At 73.5% G+C, this 17,623-nt stretch carries 19 protein-coding genes; 8 read left to right on the top strand and 11 right to left on the bottom strand.

The annotated features are described in order from the left end of the window. Nucleotides 1–44 precede the first annotated feature (44 nt). From ABEB28_RS01095 to ABEB28_RS01085, 3 genes are read right to left on the bottom strand one after another with little or no spacing between them, the layout of a single operon-like run. Nucleotides 45–1,571 carry an ABC transporter permease gene (locus tag ABEB28_RS01095; RefSeq protein WP_345726007.1) on the bottom strand — a complete coding sequence of 509 codons (1,527 nt, stop codon included), beginning with the start codon at nucleotides 1,569–1,571 and terminating at the stop codon, nucleotides 45–47. Further along, nucleotides 1,568–2,452 carry an ABC transporter ATP-binding protein gene (locus ABEB28_RS01090; protein WP_345726006.1) on the bottom strand — a complete coding sequence of 295 codons (885 nt, stop codon included), beginning with the start codon at nucleotides 2,450–2,452 and terminating at the stop codon, nucleotides 1,568–1,570. Before ABEB28_RS01090 ends, ABEB28_RS01095 begins: the two co-directional genes overlap by 4 nt. Then, nucleotides 2,452–3,186: a hypothetical protein gene (locus ABEB28_RS01085; protein WP_345726005.1), complete on the bottom strand. Its 735-nt coding sequence runs from the start codon at nucleotides 3,184–3,186 to the stop codon at nucleotides 2,452–2,454. The genes ABEB28_RS01090 and ABEB28_RS01085 overlap by 1 nt, the downstream gene beginning before the upstream one ends. 166 nt (nucleotides 3,187–3,352) lie before the next feature. Between ABEB28_RS01085 and ABEB28_RS01080 the strand changes: the two genes are divergently transcribed. Both ABEB28_RS01080 and ABEB28_RS01075 read left to right on the top strand, forming a co-directional pair. Beyond that, the gene (locus tag ABEB28_RS01080; protein WP_345726004.1) at nucleotides 3,353–4,669 is read left to right on the top strand and encodes a sensor histidine kinase; all 1,317 of its coding nucleotides are present in this window, start codon (nucleotides 3,353–3,355) and stop codon (nucleotides 4,667–4,669) included. Further along, on the top strand, nucleotides 4,666–5,370 hold the full coding sequence (locus ABEB28_RS01075; RefSeq protein WP_345726003.1) for a response regulator transcription factor: 705 nt from the start codon (nucleotides 4,666–4,668) through the stop codon (nucleotides 5,368–5,370). The genes ABEB28_RS01080 and ABEB28_RS01075 overlap by 4 nt, the downstream gene beginning before the upstream one ends. On the opposite strand, the gene ABEB28_RS01070 is transcribed toward ABEB28_RS01075, so the two are convergent. The 3 genes from ABEB28_RS01070 to ABEB28_RS01060 form a co-directional block, all read right to left on the bottom strand. Further along, on the bottom strand, nucleotides 5,359–7,665 hold the full coding sequence (locus tag ABEB28_RS01070) for an Hsp70 family protein (protein ID WP_345726002.1): 2,307 nt from the start codon (nucleotides 7,663–7,665) through the stop codon (nucleotides 5,359–5,361). The two genes, ABEB28_RS01075 and ABEB28_RS01070, sit on opposite strands and share 12 nt — an antisense overlap. Before the next feature lie 253 nt (nucleotides 7,666–7,918). After that, nucleotides 7,919–9,058, bottom strand: coding sequence for a hypothetical protein (locus tag ABEB28_RS01065; protein WP_345726001.1), 1,140 nt, complete (start codon nucleotides 9,056–9,058; stop codon nucleotides 7,919–7,921). Beyond that, the gene (locus ABEB28_RS01060; RefSeq protein ID WP_345726000.1) at nucleotides 9,055–9,555 is read right to left on the bottom strand and encodes a SigE family RNA polymerase sigma factor; all 501 of its coding nucleotides are present in this window, start codon (nucleotides 9,553–9,555) and stop codon (nucleotides 9,055–9,057) included. The genes ABEB28_RS01065 and ABEB28_RS01060 overlap by 4 nt, the downstream gene beginning before the upstream one ends. 77 nt (nucleotides 9,556–9,632) lie before the next feature. Here ABEB28_RS01060 and ABEB28_RS01055 point away from each other — a divergent pair, with 77 nt between their 5' ends. Next, nucleotides 9,633–10,100: a GNAT family N-acetyltransferase gene (locus tag ABEB28_RS01055; RefSeq protein WP_345725999.1), complete on the top strand. Its 468-nt coding sequence runs from the start codon at nucleotides 9,633–9,635 to the stop codon at nucleotides 10,098–10,100. Nucleotides 10,101–10,104: 4 nt separating this feature from the next. Here the strand turns inward: ABEB28_RS01055 and ABEB28_RS01050 are convergent, their stop codons facing one another. Together ABEB28_RS01050 and ABEB28_RS01045 are read right to left on the bottom strand one after the other, a co-directional pair. Beyond that, nucleotides 10,105–10,851 (bottom strand): alpha/beta fold hydrolase, encoded by a 747-nt coding sequence (locus tag ABEB28_RS01050; RefSeq protein WP_425558903.1) that lies wholly within the window; start codon nucleotides 10,849–10,851, stop codon nucleotides 10,105–10,107. A 125-nt stretch (nucleotides 10,852–10,976) separates the two neighbouring features. Beyond that, nucleotides 10,977–12,569: a PP2C family protein-serine/threonine phosphatase gene (locus ABEB28_RS01045; RefSeq protein ID WP_345725997.1), complete on the bottom strand. Its 1,593-nt coding sequence runs from the start codon at nucleotides 12,567–12,569 to the stop codon at nucleotides 10,977–10,979. A gap of 118 nt (nucleotides 12,570–12,687) precedes the next feature. Here ABEB28_RS01045 and ABEB28_RS01040 point away from each other — a divergent pair, with 118 nt between their 5' ends. Both ABEB28_RS01040 and ABEB28_RS01035 read left to right on the top strand, forming a co-directional pair. Continuing rightward, the gene (locus ABEB28_RS01040; RefSeq protein ID WP_345725996.1) at nucleotides 12,688–13,509 is read left to right on the top strand and encodes an IclR family transcriptional regulator; all 822 of its coding nucleotides are present in this window, start codon (nucleotides 12,688–12,690) and stop codon (nucleotides 13,507–13,509) included. A 47-nt stretch (nucleotides 13,510–13,556) separates the two neighbouring features. Next, nucleotides 13,557–14,345 (top strand): class I SAM-dependent methyltransferase, encoded by a 789-nt coding sequence (locus ABEB28_RS01035; protein WP_345725995.1) that lies wholly within the window; start codon nucleotides 13,557–13,559, stop codon nucleotides 14,343–14,345. A gap of 4 nt (nucleotides 14,346–14,349) precedes the next feature. On the opposite strand, the gene ABEB28_RS01030 is transcribed toward ABEB28_RS01035, so the two are convergent. Next, nucleotides 14,350–14,754, bottom strand: coding sequence for a hypothetical protein (locus ABEB28_RS01030; RefSeq protein ID WP_345725994.1), 405 nt, complete (start codon nucleotides 14,752–14,754; stop codon nucleotides 14,350–14,352). A gap of 182 nt (nucleotides 14,755–14,936) precedes the next feature. Here ABEB28_RS01030 and ABEB28_RS01025 point away from each other — a divergent pair, with 182 nt between their 5' ends. Both ABEB28_RS01025 and ABEB28_RS01020 read left to right on the top strand, forming a co-directional pair. Further along, nucleotides 14,937–15,338 carry a DUF6314 family protein gene (locus tag ABEB28_RS01025; RefSeq protein ID WP_345725993.1) on the top strand — a complete coding sequence of 134 codons (402 nt, stop codon included), beginning with the start codon at nucleotides 14,937–14,939 and terminating at the stop codon, nucleotides 15,336–15,338. 164 nt (nucleotides 15,339–15,502) lie between these two features. Next, nucleotides 15,503–16,279, top strand: a complete 777-nt coding sequence (locus tag ABEB28_RS01020; RefSeq protein ID WP_345725992.1) for a sigma 54 modulation/S30EA ribosomal C-terminal domain-containing protein — start codon at nucleotides 15,503–15,505, stop codon at nucleotides 16,277–16,279. 3 nt (nucleotides 16,280–16,282) lie between these two features. On the opposite strand, the gene ABEB28_RS01015 is transcribed toward ABEB28_RS01020, so the two are convergent. Then, nucleotides 16,283–16,804 carry a DinB family protein gene (locus ABEB28_RS01015; protein ID WP_345725991.1) on the bottom strand — a complete coding sequence of 174 codons (522 nt, stop codon included), beginning with the start codon at nucleotides 16,802–16,804 and terminating at the stop codon, nucleotides 16,283–16,285. Nucleotides 16,805–16,945: 141 nt separating this feature from the next. Between ABEB28_RS01015 and ABEB28_RS01010 the strand changes: the two genes are divergently transcribed. Beyond that, on the top strand, nucleotides 16,946–17,317 hold the full coding sequence (locus ABEB28_RS01010; RefSeq protein ID WP_345725990.1) for a PASTA domain-containing protein: 372 nt from the start codon (nucleotides 16,946–16,948) through the stop codon (nucleotides 17,315–17,317). A 107-nt stretch (nucleotides 17,318–17,424) separates the two neighbouring features. Here the strand turns inward: ABEB28_RS01010 and ABEB28_RS01005 are convergent, their stop codons facing one another. Further along, complete coding sequence (locus ABEB28_RS01005) at nucleotides 17,425–17,604, bottom strand: hypothetical protein (protein WP_345725989.1); 180 nt, start codon at nucleotides 17,602–17,604, stop codon at nucleotides 17,425–17,427. Nucleotides 17,605–17,623 lie beyond the last annotated feature (19 nt).

The raw sequence follows: 17,623 nt of genomic DNA, 5'->3' as shown, positions 1-17,623 counted from the left end.
GTTCCGGCGAGCCATAGGTCGCCGGAACGCACACCGCTCGGCGATCACCGGAGCATCCGGCGGGCCGCGGCGGTCGTGAACACGGCGGCCAGCAACAGCCCGGCCCCGGTGCTGACGACGAGCGGCGAGGGGCCGCCGGCCAGCGCCCCCAGGTAGTCCAGCCCGGCCAGACCGTTGACCACGCACCACCAGAGCGCGAGATACACCGCCTGGAAGAGCCGCGGAGCCCCGCTCACCAGCCCGAGTGCGAGCGCGAGAGCCGGGATGAACACCGCGCCGGCCAGCCACGCGGCGACTCCGGCGAGGTCGGCGCCGGCCACCATCCGCAGCAGCGGCCCGGCGCCGACGATCGCCGTGAACACCACTCCGGCCACCCACTCCGCCAGCACCCGGGTCACCGGGGCCGGGCAGGCGCTCAGCAGCGCGTCGACACCGTGGTCCCGGCCCTCCATCCCCAGCCGCGACCAGACCAGCACCGGCCAGCCCCACGCGGCGAGCAGCAACGCCGCACCGACCGGCAGCACCAGCGCGGCGACGAACAGCACCGCCGCCACCGCCCACCACCACCGGGACACCCCCGCCAGCAAGACGCGGAGCGAGCCACCGACCAGCCGGGGAAACCGCACCCCGGCGCGCACGCCGCCCCGGGGGTAGGCGACCGGCTGCGCGTCCGTGATCTCGTCCGCCGCCGACGCCGGCCGCCGGAAGTCGCCGGTCGAGCGCACCGCGTTCGACCGGCCGAACCAGAGCGCGGGCACCAGCGCGATCACCACGGCGCACGCCACCAGCAGCGCCCGCTCGCCGACCATCCCGGCGGTGACCGGGAACCCGCCCCAGACGAACGTGACCGGCGGGTCGTCGAGGTACATGAGTCCGATTGCAGCCTCGGTGACGGGCAGGCCCTGCGCGGCCATGACCTCGCGCAGCGAGGCCGCGAGCGCCGGGGTGCCGAGGCCGCCCAGCGGCGCGGTCGGCGACTGAGCAGCGATCATCCCGACGACGGCGAGCGCGAACCAGACGACGTTCCCGAAGCCGCCGCGCAGCAGCGGCACGGTCTCCCAGAACACGGCGAGCGCTGCGGTGACCGCGAGAACCGGCAGCGTGAACAGGACGAACGGGAGCAGCAGCGCGCTCGGATCGACGGCCGACGACTCGCCACGCGCCAGCTGGAGGACGAGCGCGGTCACCGCGAGCACCCCGGCCATCGAGCCCAGTACCAGCAGGTTGCCGAGGAACGTGCCGAGCAGGTACCCGGCGCTCCGTAGCCGGGTGACGGCGAGCAACTCCCGCACGCCGCTCATCCGGTCCTGGGCCAGCGCCGTCCGCACGACGTAGAAGCCGCCGACGGTGAGCCAGAGCGAGCCGGCCAGCGCGGCGACCGCCCCGGTGTAGGCGCTGTTGTAGACGCCGCGGTAGCCGCCGAGGCTCACGATCGTCCAGTGCGAGCCCGCCGCCGGGAGCGCCAGGTATCCCAGCCCGACCGCGGCGAGCAGCACGACCGCGTAAGCGGGGCGCCGTCGCCGCTCCCGGAAGCCCGCCAGCGCGACCGCGAGGATCGCCCGGGCGCTCATCGCACCGGCTCCGGCGACGGCGAGGCGGCCACCATGCTCAGGTAGGCGTCCTCCAGGTCCGGCGGCACCGCCTGGGCGCGATGATCCGGTGGCCCGGGAGCCAGTACCCGGACCCGGACCCCGGACGCCGTGCGGACCAGCCGGGTCATCCGGTAGCCGGCCTGGAGACGGGGCACCTCGGCGGGATCGACGGTCAGCTCCCAGACCTGCCCGGCCACCGTGTCGAGCAGCCGATCGAGGCTGCCGCGGTGGAGGAGCCGTCCGCCGGCGAGCACCGCGACGTCGTCGGTGATGGTCTCCAGATCGGACACGATGTGGGTGGAGACCAGCACGGCCCGGTCGACGGCGAGGTCGCTGAGCAGCGTGCGGAACCGGATCCGCTCCTGCGGGTCGAGCCCGGCGGTGGGCTCGTCGACGATGATCACGCGGGGATCGGCGAGCAGTGCCTGCGCGATCCCGATCCGCCGCAGCATGCCGCCGGAGTATCCGCCCAGCGGACGTTTCGCGGCGCCGGTGAGGTTGACCAGCTCCAGCAGCTCCGGGATGCGGGTGCGCGCCGACCGCGCGGACAGTCCCTTGACCGCGGCCAGGTAGGCGAGGAACTCCCGGGCGGTCAGGTGGGGGTGGACGCCGAAGTCCTGGGGTAAGTAGCCGAGCGTCCGCCGCAGCGCGTCCGGGCGGGCGACCACGTCGACGCCGTCGAAGAGCACCCGGCCGCTGGTCGGTCGGGTCACGGTGGCCGCGACCCGCATCAGCGACGACTTGCCGGCGCCGTTCGGGCCGAGCAGGCCGAGCACGCCGGTGCCGAGGCTGAGCGTCAGCCCGTCCACCGCGCGCCGGCCGCCCCGGTAGACCTTGCTCACTTCGACGAGTTCCAGCATCACGCCGCCTTCCGCACCTGAGCAGTCGTCCCGGCGACCGCGTTGACCACTCGCTTGCTGGCCGCGTCACTGGGCACAGTGGAGCGGCCCGGCGTGCACGTGACCCGGTAGGTCTCCGGGCCGGTCGGCAGCGTGACCGTGACCGCACCGGCGGCGGCCCGCGCGTCCACCTGCTGCGGTGCACGCCGGAAGCCGAGGTTGACCGCGCGGGTGTCGGAGGACGCGAAGACGTCGGGGGACGTGGCACCGGTGACGTTCACGGCCAGCTCGGCGCGGAGCCGCAGGCGGCCGGTCGGCCGCTCGACGGTCAGCCAGCTGCCGTCCACGGTGGCGGTGAGCGCGCCGTCCGGTTCGACCGCCCGGGTGGGCGCGTCGTTGGTCACGGTCAGTGCGGTTCCAGCGGGCACGGAGACGACGTGCCGACCGGTGCAGTCGGGAACGAACCCGCTGCAGACGACGCGCAGCCGCAGCCGGTCGCCGTCCATCGACCAGGTCGCGTTGCCGTCCGCGGTCGCTTTCCCGGTCAGCGTGCGGTCGACGGTCACGGTGCCCGGTTCGCCGGTGACCAGCCGCAGGTCGGCGCCGGCGCTGTCCACCGTGAGCGCGTCGCCGGACAGCCGGAACGTGCGCTTCGACTGGCTGGTCTCGTTGATCGCCCGGAGGTCGGTACAGGCCGTGGTGCCCAGCAGCGCGGCGAGCAACAGCGTGGTCGTCAGTCGGGCAGGTGGGGGCACGGGGAGGCTCCTGTCGGTCCGTTGCGGAGTGACCGGCAGAGCACATCACCGGCGGGGCCCGGCGGACACGGAGCGTAGGCATCGACTCGGGGTAGAGCTGGCCCTACCCCGGCGGTAAGTCCAGACGGCTGGGGGAGCCGGCGCCCGAGCGGATAGCGTCCCCGGCGTGCCAGCACCACCGACCGTCCTGCACGCCCTCGGGCGTCGTCGTTTCCTGATCGGCGCGTGGCCCTGGCGGGCCATCGCCTACCTCGCCTCCACAGTGCCGGTGGGGGTCGCTGCCAGCCTGCCGTTCGCCGTGCTCGGACTGCCGTGGCTGGTGCTGTTCGATCGTGCCGTGCACGGAGAGTGGCGGACGTGGTCGGACCTGCTGCTGGTGCCGATCGGGGTGCTCCTGCTCGGGACGCTCGGCCCGCTGGTCGCCGTGCCTCTCGCCGACGTCGAGCGGGCGCGGTTGCGGCTCGCGGACACCCGTCCGGCGCGGTCCGGGCACCGGACGCCGCCCACCGACGGGATGTGGTCCTGGTTGCGGACCCGGTACACCGAGGCGGCGACGTGGCGCGCGCTGGCGTATGCGCTGCTGCTCCTCGCGGTCGCTCCACTGGTGTACGGGGCGTTGCTGCTCGTCGTCGTGCTCGACGTGGCGTGGCTGAGCGCACCGGCGGTCGTCCACGACGGACCGGTGACGCTCGGCCTCGGCACCGTGTCCACGCGGCGGGAGGCGGTGCCGTACGCCCTCGCGGGCCTGGCGCTGTTGCCGGGCCTTCCGTACCTGGCGGGGCTCGTCGCAGGGCTGCACGCGGCGGTCGCCCGGGCGCTGCTCCGTGCCCCGGACGACGCGGAGCTGCGCGCCGAGCTCGTGGAGGTGGCCCGGTCGCGTGCCCGGTTGGTCGACGCGTTCGAGGCCGAGCGCCGCCGCATCGAGCGTGACCTGCACGACGGCGCCCAGCAGCGGCTCGTCAGCCTGACCCTGCAGCTGGGGATGGCCCGCGTGCACCTGGCCGACGACGCCGAGGCCGGTGTCGCGGTGGCCGACGCGCACGAGCAGGCCAAGCGGCTCATGGCCGAGCTGCGGGAGCTCGTCCACGGCATCCATCCGCAGCTGCTCACCGAACTCGGTCTGCCGGACGCGTTGCGCGAGCTGGCCGACCGCGCGCCGATCCCGGTCACCGTGCGGGCGCCGCTGACCGTCCGCCCGGCACCCCCCGTCGAGTCGACCGCGTACTTCGTCGCGGCGGAGGCGCTGACGAACGTCGCGAAACACAGCGGAGCCACCACCGCGACGGTGATCGCCGAGCGGCGCGCCGACACGCTGGTCCTGGAGGTCCGCGACGACGGACACGGCGGCGCGGACCCGGGGCAGGGCACCGGCCTCACCGGACTCGCCGACCGGGTCGCGGTGGTCGGCGGCCGGATCCTGCTGTCCAGCCCGGATGGCGGGCCCACCCGGCTACGCGTCGAGCTGCCGTGGAGCGGCGAATGAGCGCCGTGCGGACCGTGCTGGCCGAGGACGGCGTCCTGTTACGGGAAGGACTGGCCGGCATGCTGGAGCGGTTCGGCTTCGCGGTGGTCGCCGCGGTCGGTGACGCGGACGCGCTGGTCGGAGCCGTCGAGCAGCACGCGCCGGACCTCGTCGTGACCGATATCCGGATGCCCCCGACCTTCACCGACGAGGGGCTGCGTGCCGCCGTCGCGCTGCGCCGGGACCATCCGGATCTCGCGGTCGTGGCGCTCAGCCAGTTCGTGCAGCACGCGTACGCCGCCGACCTGATCGGCTCGGGAGGCGGGCGGGGCGTCGGTTACCTGCTCAAGGACCGCGTGGTCGACGTCGCCGAGTTCGTCGGCACGCTCCGCCGCATCGTCGACGGAGCCACGGTCGTCGATCCGGAGGTCGTCCGGCGGCTGCTGCGGCGGCGCCGCGATCCGGTGGCGCGACTCTCCACGCGGGAGCGGGACGTGCTCGGTCTGATCGCCGAGGGCCACTCCAACTCCGCGATCGCCCGGCGGTTGTTCCTGTCCGAGGCCGCGGTCGGCAAGCACGTCGGGAACGTGCTCGCGAAGCTCGACCTGCCGCCGGCCGCCGACTCGAATCGTCGCGTGCTGGCCGTACTGACCTACCTCCGGAGCGAGGCAGGAGAGGCGCCGCCGGGCGGGAGCGACGCGCGCCCGAGATCAGAGCTGTAGTTCCCAGAGGCCGGCGGTGCGGTCCGCGCTGCCGGTCGCGAGGTACTTCCCGTCCGGGCTGAACGCGACGTCGTACACGTCCGCGCCGTGCTCGATCAGCGGCTCCCCGATCTGCTCGTGGTCAGCGACGTCCCACAGCCGCGCGGTGTCGTCCTGCCCGGCGCTCGCCACCGTGCGCCCGTCCGCACTGAACGCGACCTCGTAGACCGTGCCTTCGTGGCCGGTCAGCGGGTCGCCGATCAGGGTGCGGCCGGCCACGTCCCACAGCCGGACCGTGCCGTCCTCGCCCGCGCTGGCCAGCGTCTCGCCGTCGGGATCGAAGGCCAGGCCCAGTACCGCGCCGGTGTGCCCGGTCAGGACGGTGCCGATCCACGTCCGCGTCCGGACTTCCCAGAAGCGGATGACGCCGTTCCCGTCGGCGGTGGCGAGGAGCTTCCCGTCCGGGCTGAACACCACGTCCATGACGTCGCCGCCCGGCGCCGCGGCTACCGTCTCGCCGACCTGCGTGGACTGCACGGTGTCCCAGAAGTAGACGAGTCCACGGGTGTCGCTGGTCGCGGCCAGGAAGTCCTCCGGACTGAACGCCACGGCGGTGACGCCGACGACCTGCCGCTGGGTGGCGTCGCCACCGCGTCGCTCCAGCCGCGCGACGTCGTAGAAGTGCAGGGGGCCGCCGACGGTGGCGATCGTGTTGCCGTCCGGGCTGAACGCGACCGCGCTGACGGCCACCTGGTAGTTCGTCGCGAAGGTCTGCAGAACCGCGCGCCTCTCGAGGTCCCAGAGCTGGGGGAACCGGGTGTCGCCACCGGTGACGAGCATGGTGCTGTCCGGGCTGAACGCGACGCTCCGTACCGCGTCGTTGCCGGGGAGGGCTCCGCCGGTGAGCTTCGTGAGGAGCCTCGCGCCGGAGCGAGGGTCGTAGTCGTTCGGCTGGTTCGCCATCAGCGCGGCCACGAATCCGACGACGAGGACGACGGCGATCGCGGCGAGCCAGAGCGGCCGCGAGGTCCGGCGCGGTGGCGGTGCCTCGGGCACACCCAGGTCCAGGACGTCGGCGGAGGGCGGCTCCACCGGGCGGAGCACCGCCGCCACGACGCCGCTCCGCGGTGCGGCCTCGTCCGCGGGGAGGGCGGGGACTGTCCGAGGTGACGGTGCGGCCTCGTCCGCGGCGGGCGCTGCGAGGGCGGGGACCGCCGCGGCCCGCCGCGGGGCGGGAGCGTCGGCGGCATCCGCGTACAGGCTGCCCTCGGCGACGACGAGCTCCGGCTGGTCGAGTGCGGTCGGCGCCACCTGCAACGCCCGGTGCAGCAGCGTGCTCGCGAGCGGGATCCGCGACGACCCGCCGACCAGGAACACGGCGCCGATCGACTCTTTCGTCAGCCCGGCGGTCCGCAGCATCTCCAGCGCCAGGGACGTCGTCCGAGCCAGGGCCGGCTGCGCGGCCTCCTCGAACTCCCCCCGCGTCACGTGCAGGGTCACCTCGGCCAGCGGGACGTGCAGTTCGGCCGTCGAGTGCCGGGACAACTGCTCCTTCGCGGCCCGCGCCTCACTCCAGAGCCGGATGCGCGCGTGCTGGTCGGCGAGCGTCCGGGGCTCCTCCAGCCGGGCCCACGCGTCGGTGGCGTCGGCGGTCAGGGCCCGGGCGTGCGCGACGACCAGCGCGTCCAGGTCCAGGCCGCCGAAGTCCGGAAGACCGGCCGAGGCGACCACGTCGTAGCCCGTGCCTTCCGGCCGGACGACGCTGAGGTCGAACGTGCCGGCGCCGAGGTCGTAGACCACCAGGCAGCGGCCGGGCGGCAGCCGCCGGCCGAGCGCGTGGGCGAAGTACGCGGCGGCCGCCACCGGTTCGGGGACGAACCGGACGTCGCCGAGCCCGACGAGCCCCGCCGCGCCGGCCAGCAGGCCCAGCCGCGTGCGCTGCCAGGCCGCCGGGTGGGTCAGTACCACCTCGGCGGGCGGATCGCCGGCCACCCGCCGCGCTTCCCGCGCGACCCGCCCGAGCACCGTGGCGATCAGGTCCACGGCGGCGATCTCGCGCTCGCCCAGCCAGACGTAGCCGTCGTCGATCCGCCGTTTCGGGTTCGGCTCCAGGCCCGCCGGCCGCGCGATGCCCGCCCGCTCGGCGTCCGTGCCGGTGAGCAGTTCGGGGCCGGTCGACGGTGCGGTTCCGGCGAACACCGCCGAGGAGAGCAGCGGCGACGCGTCGAAGAGCAGCGGACGGACCCGGCCATCCGGTGCGCTCAACGCAGCGACGGTCGTGGAGGTGCCGAAGTCGACGCCGAGCCGGAGACTCACCTGACCACAGTAGATCCGCCACCTCGGGGATGCAGTTTCATAAAACGACTACTCGGGGCGGGTGGTTGTCGCGGTTTCCGGGTCCCGTCGAGATGGTTGTCACGCCTCGCGTGCCATGGCCCGGAATGCCCGACAACCACCCGGGGCGCCCGCCCGGGATGCGCGACAACCACCCGGGGCGCCGCCCGGAATGCGCGACAACCACCCGGGGCGCCACCCCGAAAGCCCGACAACCACCCGGCGCGCCGCCCACTCAGCGGAACTCCGCTCCCGGTCGGATGCCGAGCAGGAATCGCGCCAGCTGCTCGTCGGAGAGCCCGAGCGAGTCCGCCGCGGTCAGCCCGATCACCCGATCCGGCCCGAACGACGTGGTCAGAACCCGACGATCCGGATAGCCCGGCGGGTAACGGACGACCTCGTGGCCGTCGACCCGCAGAACCGTGGGTCGACTGACATCCGATGCGAGCAAGGCGGCCGGGGAGAACGTCTTCGGCACGACCAGCACGACGATCGGAGCGCGGCGCAGTTCCCACTGGGAGCCGCCGTACGGCCGGTTGGTGGAGTCCGCCGGTGCGGCCGGGTCCACGAGCTGCACAGAGGGGCCCTGGCCGTCCCCGCCGTCGTCCGTGCTGCCGAACGTCAACCCGGCGGGCAGCGGCGGGAAGCGGAGCCGATCGGGCAGCGGCATCGCCCGGTCGACCAGGCCGTCCGCGATCGTGAGGAGATCCGCCTCGGTGACGCGCGGATCGGAGCTGCTGTCGTCGGGGCCGCCGTACGCCTCGATCCGGATCCACTGGCCCGGTCGGCGGGCGAACGTCAGCTCCGAGTACGCCCCGAGGTAGCCCTGGTGGTCCGCGTCCTGCCAGTCGGGCCGGTGCGGGACCGAGTAGTACGTGGCCGTTCCGCCACCGAGGCCGATCTGCCGAGTGGTTCCGAATTTCGCCTGCGGGGCTCCCGGTCCGGTCCTGGTCGTCAGCGGCACGGTGCTGATCTGCACCTCTACCGTCGCGGGTGGGGCGTTCCGCGTCGTCCTCAGGGTCCAGCTGTGGACCGAGTCCAGACTCGCCAGCGGCCGGGTGAATCCGGCCGGCAGCCGGCCCAGGCTCACCGGCGAGGCCGGTGCCGATGCGCCGCGCGGCGACGGACTCGACTCGGCGGTGGGGCTCGCGGTCGGCCGCTCGGTGGGCACCAGCCGGTCGTCCCGCTCGACCGACCAGCCCACCACTCCAGTGACCACCAGTGCCAGCACCACGGCCACCCCGGTCGCCGCGAGCTTCCGGTTGCGCTTGCGCCGCACCCGCCGGTGCACACCGTCCAGCAGTCCAGGCACCTCGGAAACGTCACCGGCTCGATCGGTGAGCATCGCGCGCACCGCGGTGTCGACGTCGTTCATCGGGCCTCCCCCCGCACGGTGTGGACGGAGTCGCGGAGCCGGGCCAGGCCCCGGCTGATGTGGCTGCGCACGGTGGGCACCGAGCACTTGAGGAGCCGGGCGATCTCGTCGTCGTCCAGGTCTTCGTAGAACCGCAGGACCACCGCGGCCCGCTGCTGGCGCGGCAAGCCGGCCAGCGCGTGCCAGAGCGAGTCGCGCTCGGCCAGCGCCTCGGCGTGGTCGCTGCCCGGGGCGGAGAAGTCGAGGCTCAGCTCCGACGGCGTCTCACCGGAGGACCGGCGCCGCCGCCAGGTCAGGTACTGCCGCAGGATCGCTTTTCGGACGTACGCCGTGAGCTGGTCGGTGTCGGCCAGGCGCGACCAGCGGCCGTGCAGCTTCGCCAGCGCCTCCTGCAGGATGTCCTCGGCGAGGTGATGGTCGCCGGTCAGCAGGTAGGCGAAGCGTAGTAACCCCATGCCCCGTGCGGCGACGTACTCGTCGAATGGCGTGCTCGGCACCCCGGCCCCTCTCGTCCACGTCCTCTCTACACGCGGTGAGATGGTGTTCTGTGGAACGGCTCCTGCACGATGTGCTGATGGGTGCACCTGAGGTTTTCCGGGCCGGCCCCGACCACGCGGCGATGGTCGGGCAGCTGCTGTACGACTTCAACACCGAGTTCGACACACCGGGGCCGAGCGCGGCGGAGTTCGGCGTCCGGTTCGGACGGCTACTCGACCGCCACGATGTCGTCGTTCTCGTCGCCGGAGACGCCCAGGAACCGGTCGGCTTCGCGTTCCTGACTCTGCGGCCGACGCCGTACTACGACGGTCCGCTCGCCCAGCTGGAGGAGCTCTACGTCCGGCCGGAGCTGCGCGATCAGGGCATCGGCACCGTGCTGCTACGGACGGCGATCGAGGTGGTCAGGGAACATGGGGGCGGCGAGATGCACATCAACGTCGACGAGGTCGACACCGATACCCGTCGCTTCTACGAACGGCACGGCTTCGTGAACATCGAGCCGGGCGCCGACTACCGGATGCTGTGCTACCTGCAGGAGCTGTAGCCGGTCAGCTCCGGACGAACCCGTCGATCAGGGCGGCCAGCTCCACGGGGCGGTCGCTCTGGACGGCGTGGCCGGCACCCGCGACCACCTCCACGCGGAGCGCCGGTAACCGCCGCCGGGCCTCGGCGACGTCCGCCTCCGAAACGAACGCGGACTCCGCGCCGCGGACCAGCAGCGTCGGCATCGTCAGCGACGCCAGGTCCTCCCAGAGCAGCGGGCTCGCGTCGAGGATCCGGCTGTCGGGCACGTCGTACCGCCAGGCCCACCGGCCGTCCGGCAACTGCTTGGTGTTGTGGACGACGCCCCGCCGGACGGCGGCGGCCGGCCGCCGGGGCGAGGGGGGCACGGGGGGCNTGGCCGCCACGATCTCGTCGAGCGTGGCGAACGTCCGTGGACCGCGGGTCAGCGCGACCGCGCCGCGTTCCTGATCGGTCATTCGGGCGTACACCTCGGGCGAGCCGGGGGTCGCGTCCACGATCACCACGCGGCGCACCAGATCCGGACGGGTCGCGGCGAGCCGGACCGCGGTCAGCCCGCCCAGCGACATCCCGACCACCGCCGCGGCGTCCGGTGCCATCCGCTCGACCACCGTCGCGACGGCGTGCGCGTTCCGGACCGGCCCGTAGTCGTGGTCGTCCCACCAGGACGAGTGCCCGTGGCCGGGCAGGTCGATCGCGATCGCCGGGCGGTCCAGGCACAGCGCGACCAGGTCCCAGGTGTGTGCGTTCTGGCCGCCGCCGTGCAGGAACACCAGCTCGGGAGGCTTCTCGCCCCAGGTCAGCACGCTGACCTCGCGACTGGGCGAGACCTCCACCGCACTCCTGGTGACCCGGGGGATGCGGTCCCGCGGAATGTCGAGCTCGTCAGCGGCCTCGGTCAGAGACCCGAATTCGTCCACCGTTCGAGAGTATGCACCCGAACCACGGCGAGGACGACGTCGTCCTCGCTAGTCGCACCGAACGAGCCGAGCAGGTGCTCGCACAACTGGTCGGCGGAGAGGTCCTGCCGGCCGACCAGGGCCTCCACCAGATGGGTGAGGCCGTCGTCGAGTGCCTGCCCGCGTCGCTCCACCAGCCCGTCGGTGTAGAAGACCAGGCTGGAGCCGGGCTCGAGGACGATCGTGTGGTCGGTACGCGGTGCGGTCGTGTGCACGCCGACCAGCAGCTCCGGCCGGGTGCTGAGCAGCCGCGCCGTGCCGTCCGGCGCGAGCAGCACCGGTGGCGGGTGACCCGCGTTCGACCAGCGCACCTCCCGGCGTCCCTGCGGACCCTCCCGATCGACGTGTGCCAGGACCACGGTGGCGAACGCGCTCACCCCCAGCCCGTGCAGGGTGTCGTCGAGGCCGACGAGGACCCGGGACGGGAAGTGCCGCAGCGTGTAGGAGATCCCGCGCAGGAGGTTGCGCAGCTGCGCCATCGCGGCCGCAGCGTCCCGGTCGTGGCCGGTCACGTCGCCCACCGCCACGGTCAGCCGGCCGTCGGGCAGCAGGAACGCGTCGTACCAGTCGCCGCCGACCTGCGCCTGCTCGACCGCTGCCCGGTACCGGACCGCCACGTCGAGCCCGTCGGGTTTCGGTGGCGGGGTGAGCAGGCTGCGTTGCAGGGTCTCCGACATCTCCCGTTCCATCCGGGCGGCGCGGCGCTCGGCGTCCCGCTGCCGGGCCCGGCTCAACGCCTGGATCAGCGCGGTGCCGACCAGCCGGACGAATCCGAGGTAGCGCTCGTCCAGCGTCAGGTGCGGGCTCAGCCGGGCGACGAACGTGGCGTCGACCTGGGCATCGGTGGCCGCGGTCAACCGGAGGGACGCGACCGGCCCGTCCGGGTACTGCTCGAGTGCGAAGTCCCGACCGGCCGGCAGCGTGCCGGGCAGCTCGATCGCGACGTCGCGGAAATCCTCGGGAGCGCTACGCAGCACCGGCAGCGCCACCTCGTCGAGCTGGTGCGGATGGTCCAGGTCGCCGAGCCGGTCGGTCAGCCGGCTGAGCAGTTCCAGCCGACGACGCCCGAGGATCTCCGGGGTCGTCTCCGACGCGATGTCGATCACGCCCTCGATCGCGCCGCCGGGCCCGTAGACGGCCGAGTACGAGTAGGTGAAGTAGGTCTCCTCGACGAAGCCGTGCCGGTTCATCATCAGCCGCTGGTTCTCGACCCACGCGGTGCCCGACCCGGCCGCGACCGAGTCGATCACCGGTCCGATCGTGTCCCAGATCTCAGCGAACACCTGCCCGCAGGGGGACCCCAGCGCGCTGGGGTGCTTGTCGCCGATCATCCGGACGTAGGCCTCGTTGTAGACCAGGACGAACTCCGGCCCCCAGAACAGCGTGACCGCGAACCGGCTGTGCAGGGCCAGGTCGACCGTGCTGCGCAGCGTCGGGCTCCAGTGCTCCACCGGGCCCAGCGGGGTCGCCGCCCAGTCGACGCGGCGGTAGGCGTCGCGCAGGGTGCCTGCCGCATCGAAGAGGTCTCGCACCGGCGAACTGTAACGATTTCCGGGCCGGACCGCGCGGCGAGCTGTCCGTTTGCCCCGGCAGGTACCGGACCTGGGAAGATGCGCTCATGGGTGTTGTTCCCCGAAGGTCCCCGCGGCGGTGAGCGCGACCGACCGGGCCGTGACCACCCGTGCGCTGCGCCTGCTCGGTGCGTTCGACACCGACCATCCGCGGCTGCGCCTCTCCGCGCTGGCCCGGCGGAGCGGGTTACCGCTCAGCACCGCCCACCGGCTCGTGGCCGAGCTGGAGCAGTGGGGCGCGGTGGACCGGGAGCCGGACGGCGCCTACGTCGTCGGGCGGCGGATCTGGCAGCTCGCGCTGCTCGCGCCGATCCACGGTGAGCTCCGCGAGATCGCGATGCCGTTCCTGGAAGACGTCCACCGCGCGACCGGCGAGAACGTGCACCTGGCGATCCGGGACGGGCGGCACTCGCTGTACATCGAGCGGATCTGGAGCAGCGCCTCGGTGCCGCTGGAGAGCAAGGTCGGCAGGCGGCTGCCGCTGCACGCGACCGCGGCAGGCAAGGCGCTGCTCGCGGCGGCGCCCGCGGTGGTGGTGGACGCCGTCGTCAGCGCGCCCGAGCAGGTCACACCGCGGACGCTCACCGACCCCGCGGCGCTCCGCCGCGACCTGGCCGAGGTGCGGGCGCGCGGCTACGCGTTCAGCTTGGGCGAGGCGACGCCGGGCACCTGGTCGGTCGCGGTCGGCGTCCCCGGGCCGGTCCGGACGACGCTGGCGTCGCTCGCCGTGGTCGCGCGCGGTCCGGAAGCCCCCAGCCCGGCGTCGTCCGCGGCGGAGCAGTCGCCGCCGTCCGCAGCGGAGCACGTCAGCGCGTCCAGCGCGCAGGTGCGGCAGCTCGCCGCGGTGCTCATGGTCGCCGCGGGCGCACTCGGCCGCGAGTTGCAGCGCGTCCACCGCTGACCGCGCGCCACGCGAAATCGGGTTGTCGGTGCGGTGAGCATGGACGCATGGAGCTGTCCGCGCGGATCCAGGCGTACTACGAGCAGGGCGGCGAGCTGACCCGGCTCGACGTCGAGAACGGCAGGCTCGAGTTCCTGCGCACGCAGGACGTGCTGCGACGCGTGCTCCCGGCGCCTCCGGGCCGCGTGCTGGACGTCGGTGGGGCGACCGGCGTGCATGCACGCTGGCTCGCCGAGGCCGGTTACGACGTCCGCCTGGTGGATCCGGTCCCGCTGCACGTGGCACACGCCGCGACGATTCCGGGTGTGGACGCCGTCCGCGGCGACGCCCGGCGGCTGGACGAGCCCGACGACGCCTACCAGGCGACCCTCCTGCTCGGCCCGCTCTACCACCTGACCGACCGCGCCGAGCGACTGGCGGCGCTGCGCGAGGCCGTCCGCGTCACCGCACCCGGCGGGGTCGTGGCGGCCGCAACGATCAGCCGGCACGCCGGACTCTGGGACGCCCTGCGCCGGCGCCGCTACCTGCAGCCGGAGATCCGCCGCTTCATCGACGCGGAGGTCGAGACCGGCGTGTACGACCCGCAGGGCCGCGAGTTGTTCACGCTCGCCTACTTCCACCACTCCGACGAGATCCTCGCGGAGTTCGCCGAAGCCGGGCTGGCCGGTGCGGACCGGTACGCGCTGGAGAATGCCGCCTGGCTGTTCGCCGCCAGTGAAGGCTGGCTGGACGACGAGGAGCGGACCGCGCTGCTCCTGGACGCCCTGCGCCTGGTCGAGCGGGACGAGTCGCTCTTCGGGATCAGCTCGCACCTGCTGACGGTGGCGGTGGTGTGAGTCGCTACGCCTGCACGATCGAGAACTCGACGACCGCCAGCTCCTGCCGTTCGTCGCCCTCGAGGCGCAGCACGGTCAGGCGGTGCAGTCCCCACTCGACGAACGTGATGTCGGTCAGCTCGATCACCCGGGGCTCGTGGATCGGCGTCCCGGGGATCTGGTGGATGGTGTTCGCGGTGAACGGGTGATCCACGTGGCCGAGCGACTTGGTCGGCCCGTCGATCTCGATCCGGACCAGCGGCGTCCGATCGACCTCGTCCGGCTCGACTCCGAAGACGGCGGCGAACGTGACGTTGGCGGTCGCGGGCAGTGAAGGCAGCTTGGCCCACTCCCACCCCGCGCCCTCCACGTACAACAGCCCGGCTTCCACGTGGGCTGAATGCGCGACCATCGCCGCCACTGCTCGCATCAAGTCTCCCTCGAACCGGGGGCCGCGGGACCCCTCTCACCACCGCGGTTCCGCCCGGCACTGGATCGACCGCAGGAAATACAGTACCGGCCCCGGTTGTGGCGGCCCGGCACGGATATGGCACTGCGGCCCGGCCTCGAACTGCGGCGCACGCCCGCTCCCGGGCTGGGTACCGTGGCCGGGTGGATCCGCGCGGGTTGGTGGGGAAGTGGACGCTGGCGCGCCGGCTCGTCGACCGGACGGCGGGCGCCTACGGGTCCGTCGCCGGGACGCTGCAGGTGACGCCGGACGGCGACGGGGTGCGCCTCGCCGAGCGCGGTGTGCTGGCGTGGCAGGGCGCCCGGTATCCGGTGAGCCGGGTCTCGCGGCTGCGCCGACGCGACGGCGAGTGGTGGATGCACTTCGAGGACGGGCGGCCGTTCCATCCGTGGCGTCCGGGTTCGCCGGTGGTGCACCCCTGTGCCGCGGACACCTACGCGGGGCTCGTCGTCGTGGACCGCGACGGCACCCGGCTCCGGACGCTGTGGGACGTCACCGGCCCGACGAAGAACCAGCGCCTGATCACCCGCTTCACCCGCTGCTGACAGTTTTGTCGCGTGGGTCCGGGTTCGCTCGGCGCGGCGTCCGTCGGCCGGCGTCGTTGAACAGGCAAGATGCCGGTCGGTGACGGCCGATTGACCATCCGGGACCTTCGACCCTGGGTCGGCAGGCGGGTGACGCCGAGACTCGACGGTGAAGGAGGTCGACGATGACCACGCAGGAAGCCACGGTCGTGCAGCACCAGCTCGCCCCGATGACGACGGCGGAGCGCGGCTACGCGGTCGGGGTGACGCTCGACGGCCAGCTCCCCGCCGACGTCGCCGGCTATGCACGAGCAGCGGTCCGGGCGGCGATCGCGTCCCGGCGGGAGCCGGTTCTGCGGGCCGACGTGCGGGTCGTGCGCTACGCCGACCCCGCGTTGTCCCGCCCGGTGGCGGCGTACGCGGCCGTCAACGTCAACGGCGTGCGGATTCGCGTCCACACCACCGCGAGAAACCCCTACGAAGGGCTGGACGAGCTCCGGCAGGAGCTGCATGCGTCGTTGGAGCGTCTCGACCAGGACCGCCGCGCGGACGCCTACCGCAGGCCGGCGGCCGCCTCGCTGCCCGCCGCACCGCGGATCCGGGTGCCCGGTGTGGTGTCGGGTGACTGCACGGTCGACGAAGCGATCGCCGTGCTCGACCTGCTGGACCGGGACTTCGAGCTGTTCCGCGATGCCGGTACCGGCGTGGACACGCTGGTCCACCGGGCCGGACCGACCGGTTACCGGCTCGTCCAAGCCCGGCGGTGCCCGCTGGACGCGTGCCCGGCGACCGCCGTGTCGATCGAGCGGGATCCGGCGCCGCGGCTGCGCGTCGAGGTGGCGGCGGTCCGGCTGGCCCGCGGCGAGCGGCCGTTCGCCTTCTTCACGGACGTGGCCACCGACCGCGGCACGGTGCTCTACGTGCGGCGGGACGGGGACTACGGGCTGGTGACGCTGGCCTGAGAATCAGCCGGTCGCGCGGAGCAGGCGCAGCTGGCCGATCTCCGAGGCGTTCTTCATCAGCTCCGCGTTCACCCAGGCGAGTTGGTGGGCCACCGTGTGCTCGGGGTCGTCCGGCCACGGGAACGGCGCCGTCCGATCCAGATCGTCGTCGGTGAGCCGGTCGAGAACGGAGAGCCACTCGGTTCGCAGGTCCCGCAGCCAGGCCACGGTCGGTGCGCCGTCTCCCGGCCACGTCACCGCGGTGCGCTCCCGCGGGGTCCGGCCGCGCGCGTGGTCCAGCGTGACGGTCCACCACCATCCGACGTGCCAGGTGAGCCAGGCGACGGTCGGCACCGGGATCGGATCGGGCTCGGTGTCCGCCCAGTCCGGGACCCAGGCGCCGTCGGGGTCGCGCCGGACCGTCCAGCACAGTGCGGCGGGCTCCCACCGGAAGTCCTCGGGTTCCAGGCGCTCCAGGTGATAGTCGAGCAGCGACCAGGCAAGGTCGAACTGCCAGCGCAGGAGCTCGGTTCGGGTGGCGTGCACCGGGTGATCCTGGCAGCGCGCGACCACGTCCGTCACGGCGATTTCGGCCGCGGCGCGTGCTTCCCCACGCTCCTCCAACGGTCGGTGTCATCCGGACGGAAACGCTCCGGGCGCGAGCGCCGTCGCCTACGGTGAGGCGCCATGAGCGTCCGTCCGATCGTCGGCGCCGCCCTTCTGCTGGCGGCGATGGCCGCGTGTTCGCCGGGCGGCAGCGATCCGGCGCCCACCCCGTCGACCGCGCGCACCTCGTCGGCGCCCGCCGTTCCCACGCCGTCGGCGACCGCGACCGGCCGACGGGTCGCGGTGCCCGACGTGGTCGGGCTAGACCTCGTAGTCGCCCAGAAGACACTGGCGGCAGCCGGTTTCACGACCGTCCTGGCCCCGTCGGGGGAGTTCTGGACCCCCGAACCGACACCGCCGGCGCACCGCGTCGTGGTGCGCACGAGGCCGGCCGCAGGCACGGTCGTCGACCCCGACAGGGCGCTGTTCCTCCTCACCGCCGCCGAGCGGTAGCGCGGCTGTCCGTGCGCCGGGCCGCCGACCGAGCTCCGGTCAGCTCGGGCGGTAGGCGCGGGTGATCTGGCCGGTGGCCCCACCCTCGGGTAGCGCTGGCCCCGCCCTTACGCGGCGGCGCGGAAGTCGGCGAGATCGGGGCCGCCCTGACGGCGTAGCTCGGCGGCGATCGTCTCGGGTGCGGTGAAGTACCCGACGAGGTACCCGCGGCACGACAGCCGGAGGCGCGGCACGTCGTCGAGCACGACCGGCTCGATCGCCCACTCTCCGCAACAGGAGCACACCACACCGCAACGCTGCGCGACG

Source organism: Cryptosporangium minutisporangium (assembly GCF_039536245.1).
Classification (GTDB): domain Bacteria; phylum Actinomycetota; class Actinomycetes; order Mycobacteriales; family Cryptosporangiaceae; genus Cryptosporangium; species Cryptosporangium minutisporangium.
The sequence above is the reverse complement of the archived record's forward strand: the minus strand, read 5'-3'. Positions and strand labels throughout refer to the sequence as shown.

Bases quoted from the DNA above. Each gene is read 5' to 3' on its own strand.
- ABEB28_RS01095 (WP_345726007.1), bottom strand. From the start codon at position 1,571: ATGAGCGCCCGGGCGATCCTCGCGGTCGCGCTGGCGGGCTTCCGGGAG.
- ABEB28_RS01010 (WP_345725990.1), top strand. From the start codon at position 16,946: ATGAGCGTCCGTCCGATCGTCGGCGCCGCCCTTCTGCTGGCGGCGATG.
- ABEB28_RS01035 (WP_345725995.1), top strand. From the start codon at position 13,557: ATGGAGCTGTCCGCGCGGATCCAGGCGTACTACGAGCAGGGCGGCGAG.
- ABEB28_RS01090 (WP_345726006.1), bottom strand. From the start codon at position 2,452: ATGCTGGAACTCGTCGAAGTGAGCAAGGTCTACCGGGGCGGCCGGCGC.
- ABEB28_RS01075 (WP_345726003.1), top strand. From the start codon at position 4,666: ATGAGCGCCGTGCGGACCGTGCTGGCCGAGGACGGCGTCCTGTTACGG.
- ABEB28_RS01055 (WP_345725999.1), top strand. From the start codon at position 9,633: ATGGGTGCACCTGAGGTTTTCCGGGCCGGCCCCGACCACGCGGCGATG.
- ABEB28_RS01030 (WP_345725994.1), bottom strand. From the start codon at position 14,754: ATGCGAGCAGTGGCGGCGATGGTCGCGCATTCAGCCCACGTGGAAGCC.
- ABEB28_RS01065 (WP_345726001.1), bottom strand. From the start codon at position 9,058: ATGAACGACGTCGACACCGCGGTGCGCGCGATGCTCACCGATCGAGCC.
- ABEB28_RS01020 (WP_345725992.1), top strand. From the start codon at position 15,503: ATGACCACGCAGGAAGCCACGGTCGTGCAGCACCAGCTCGCCCCGATG.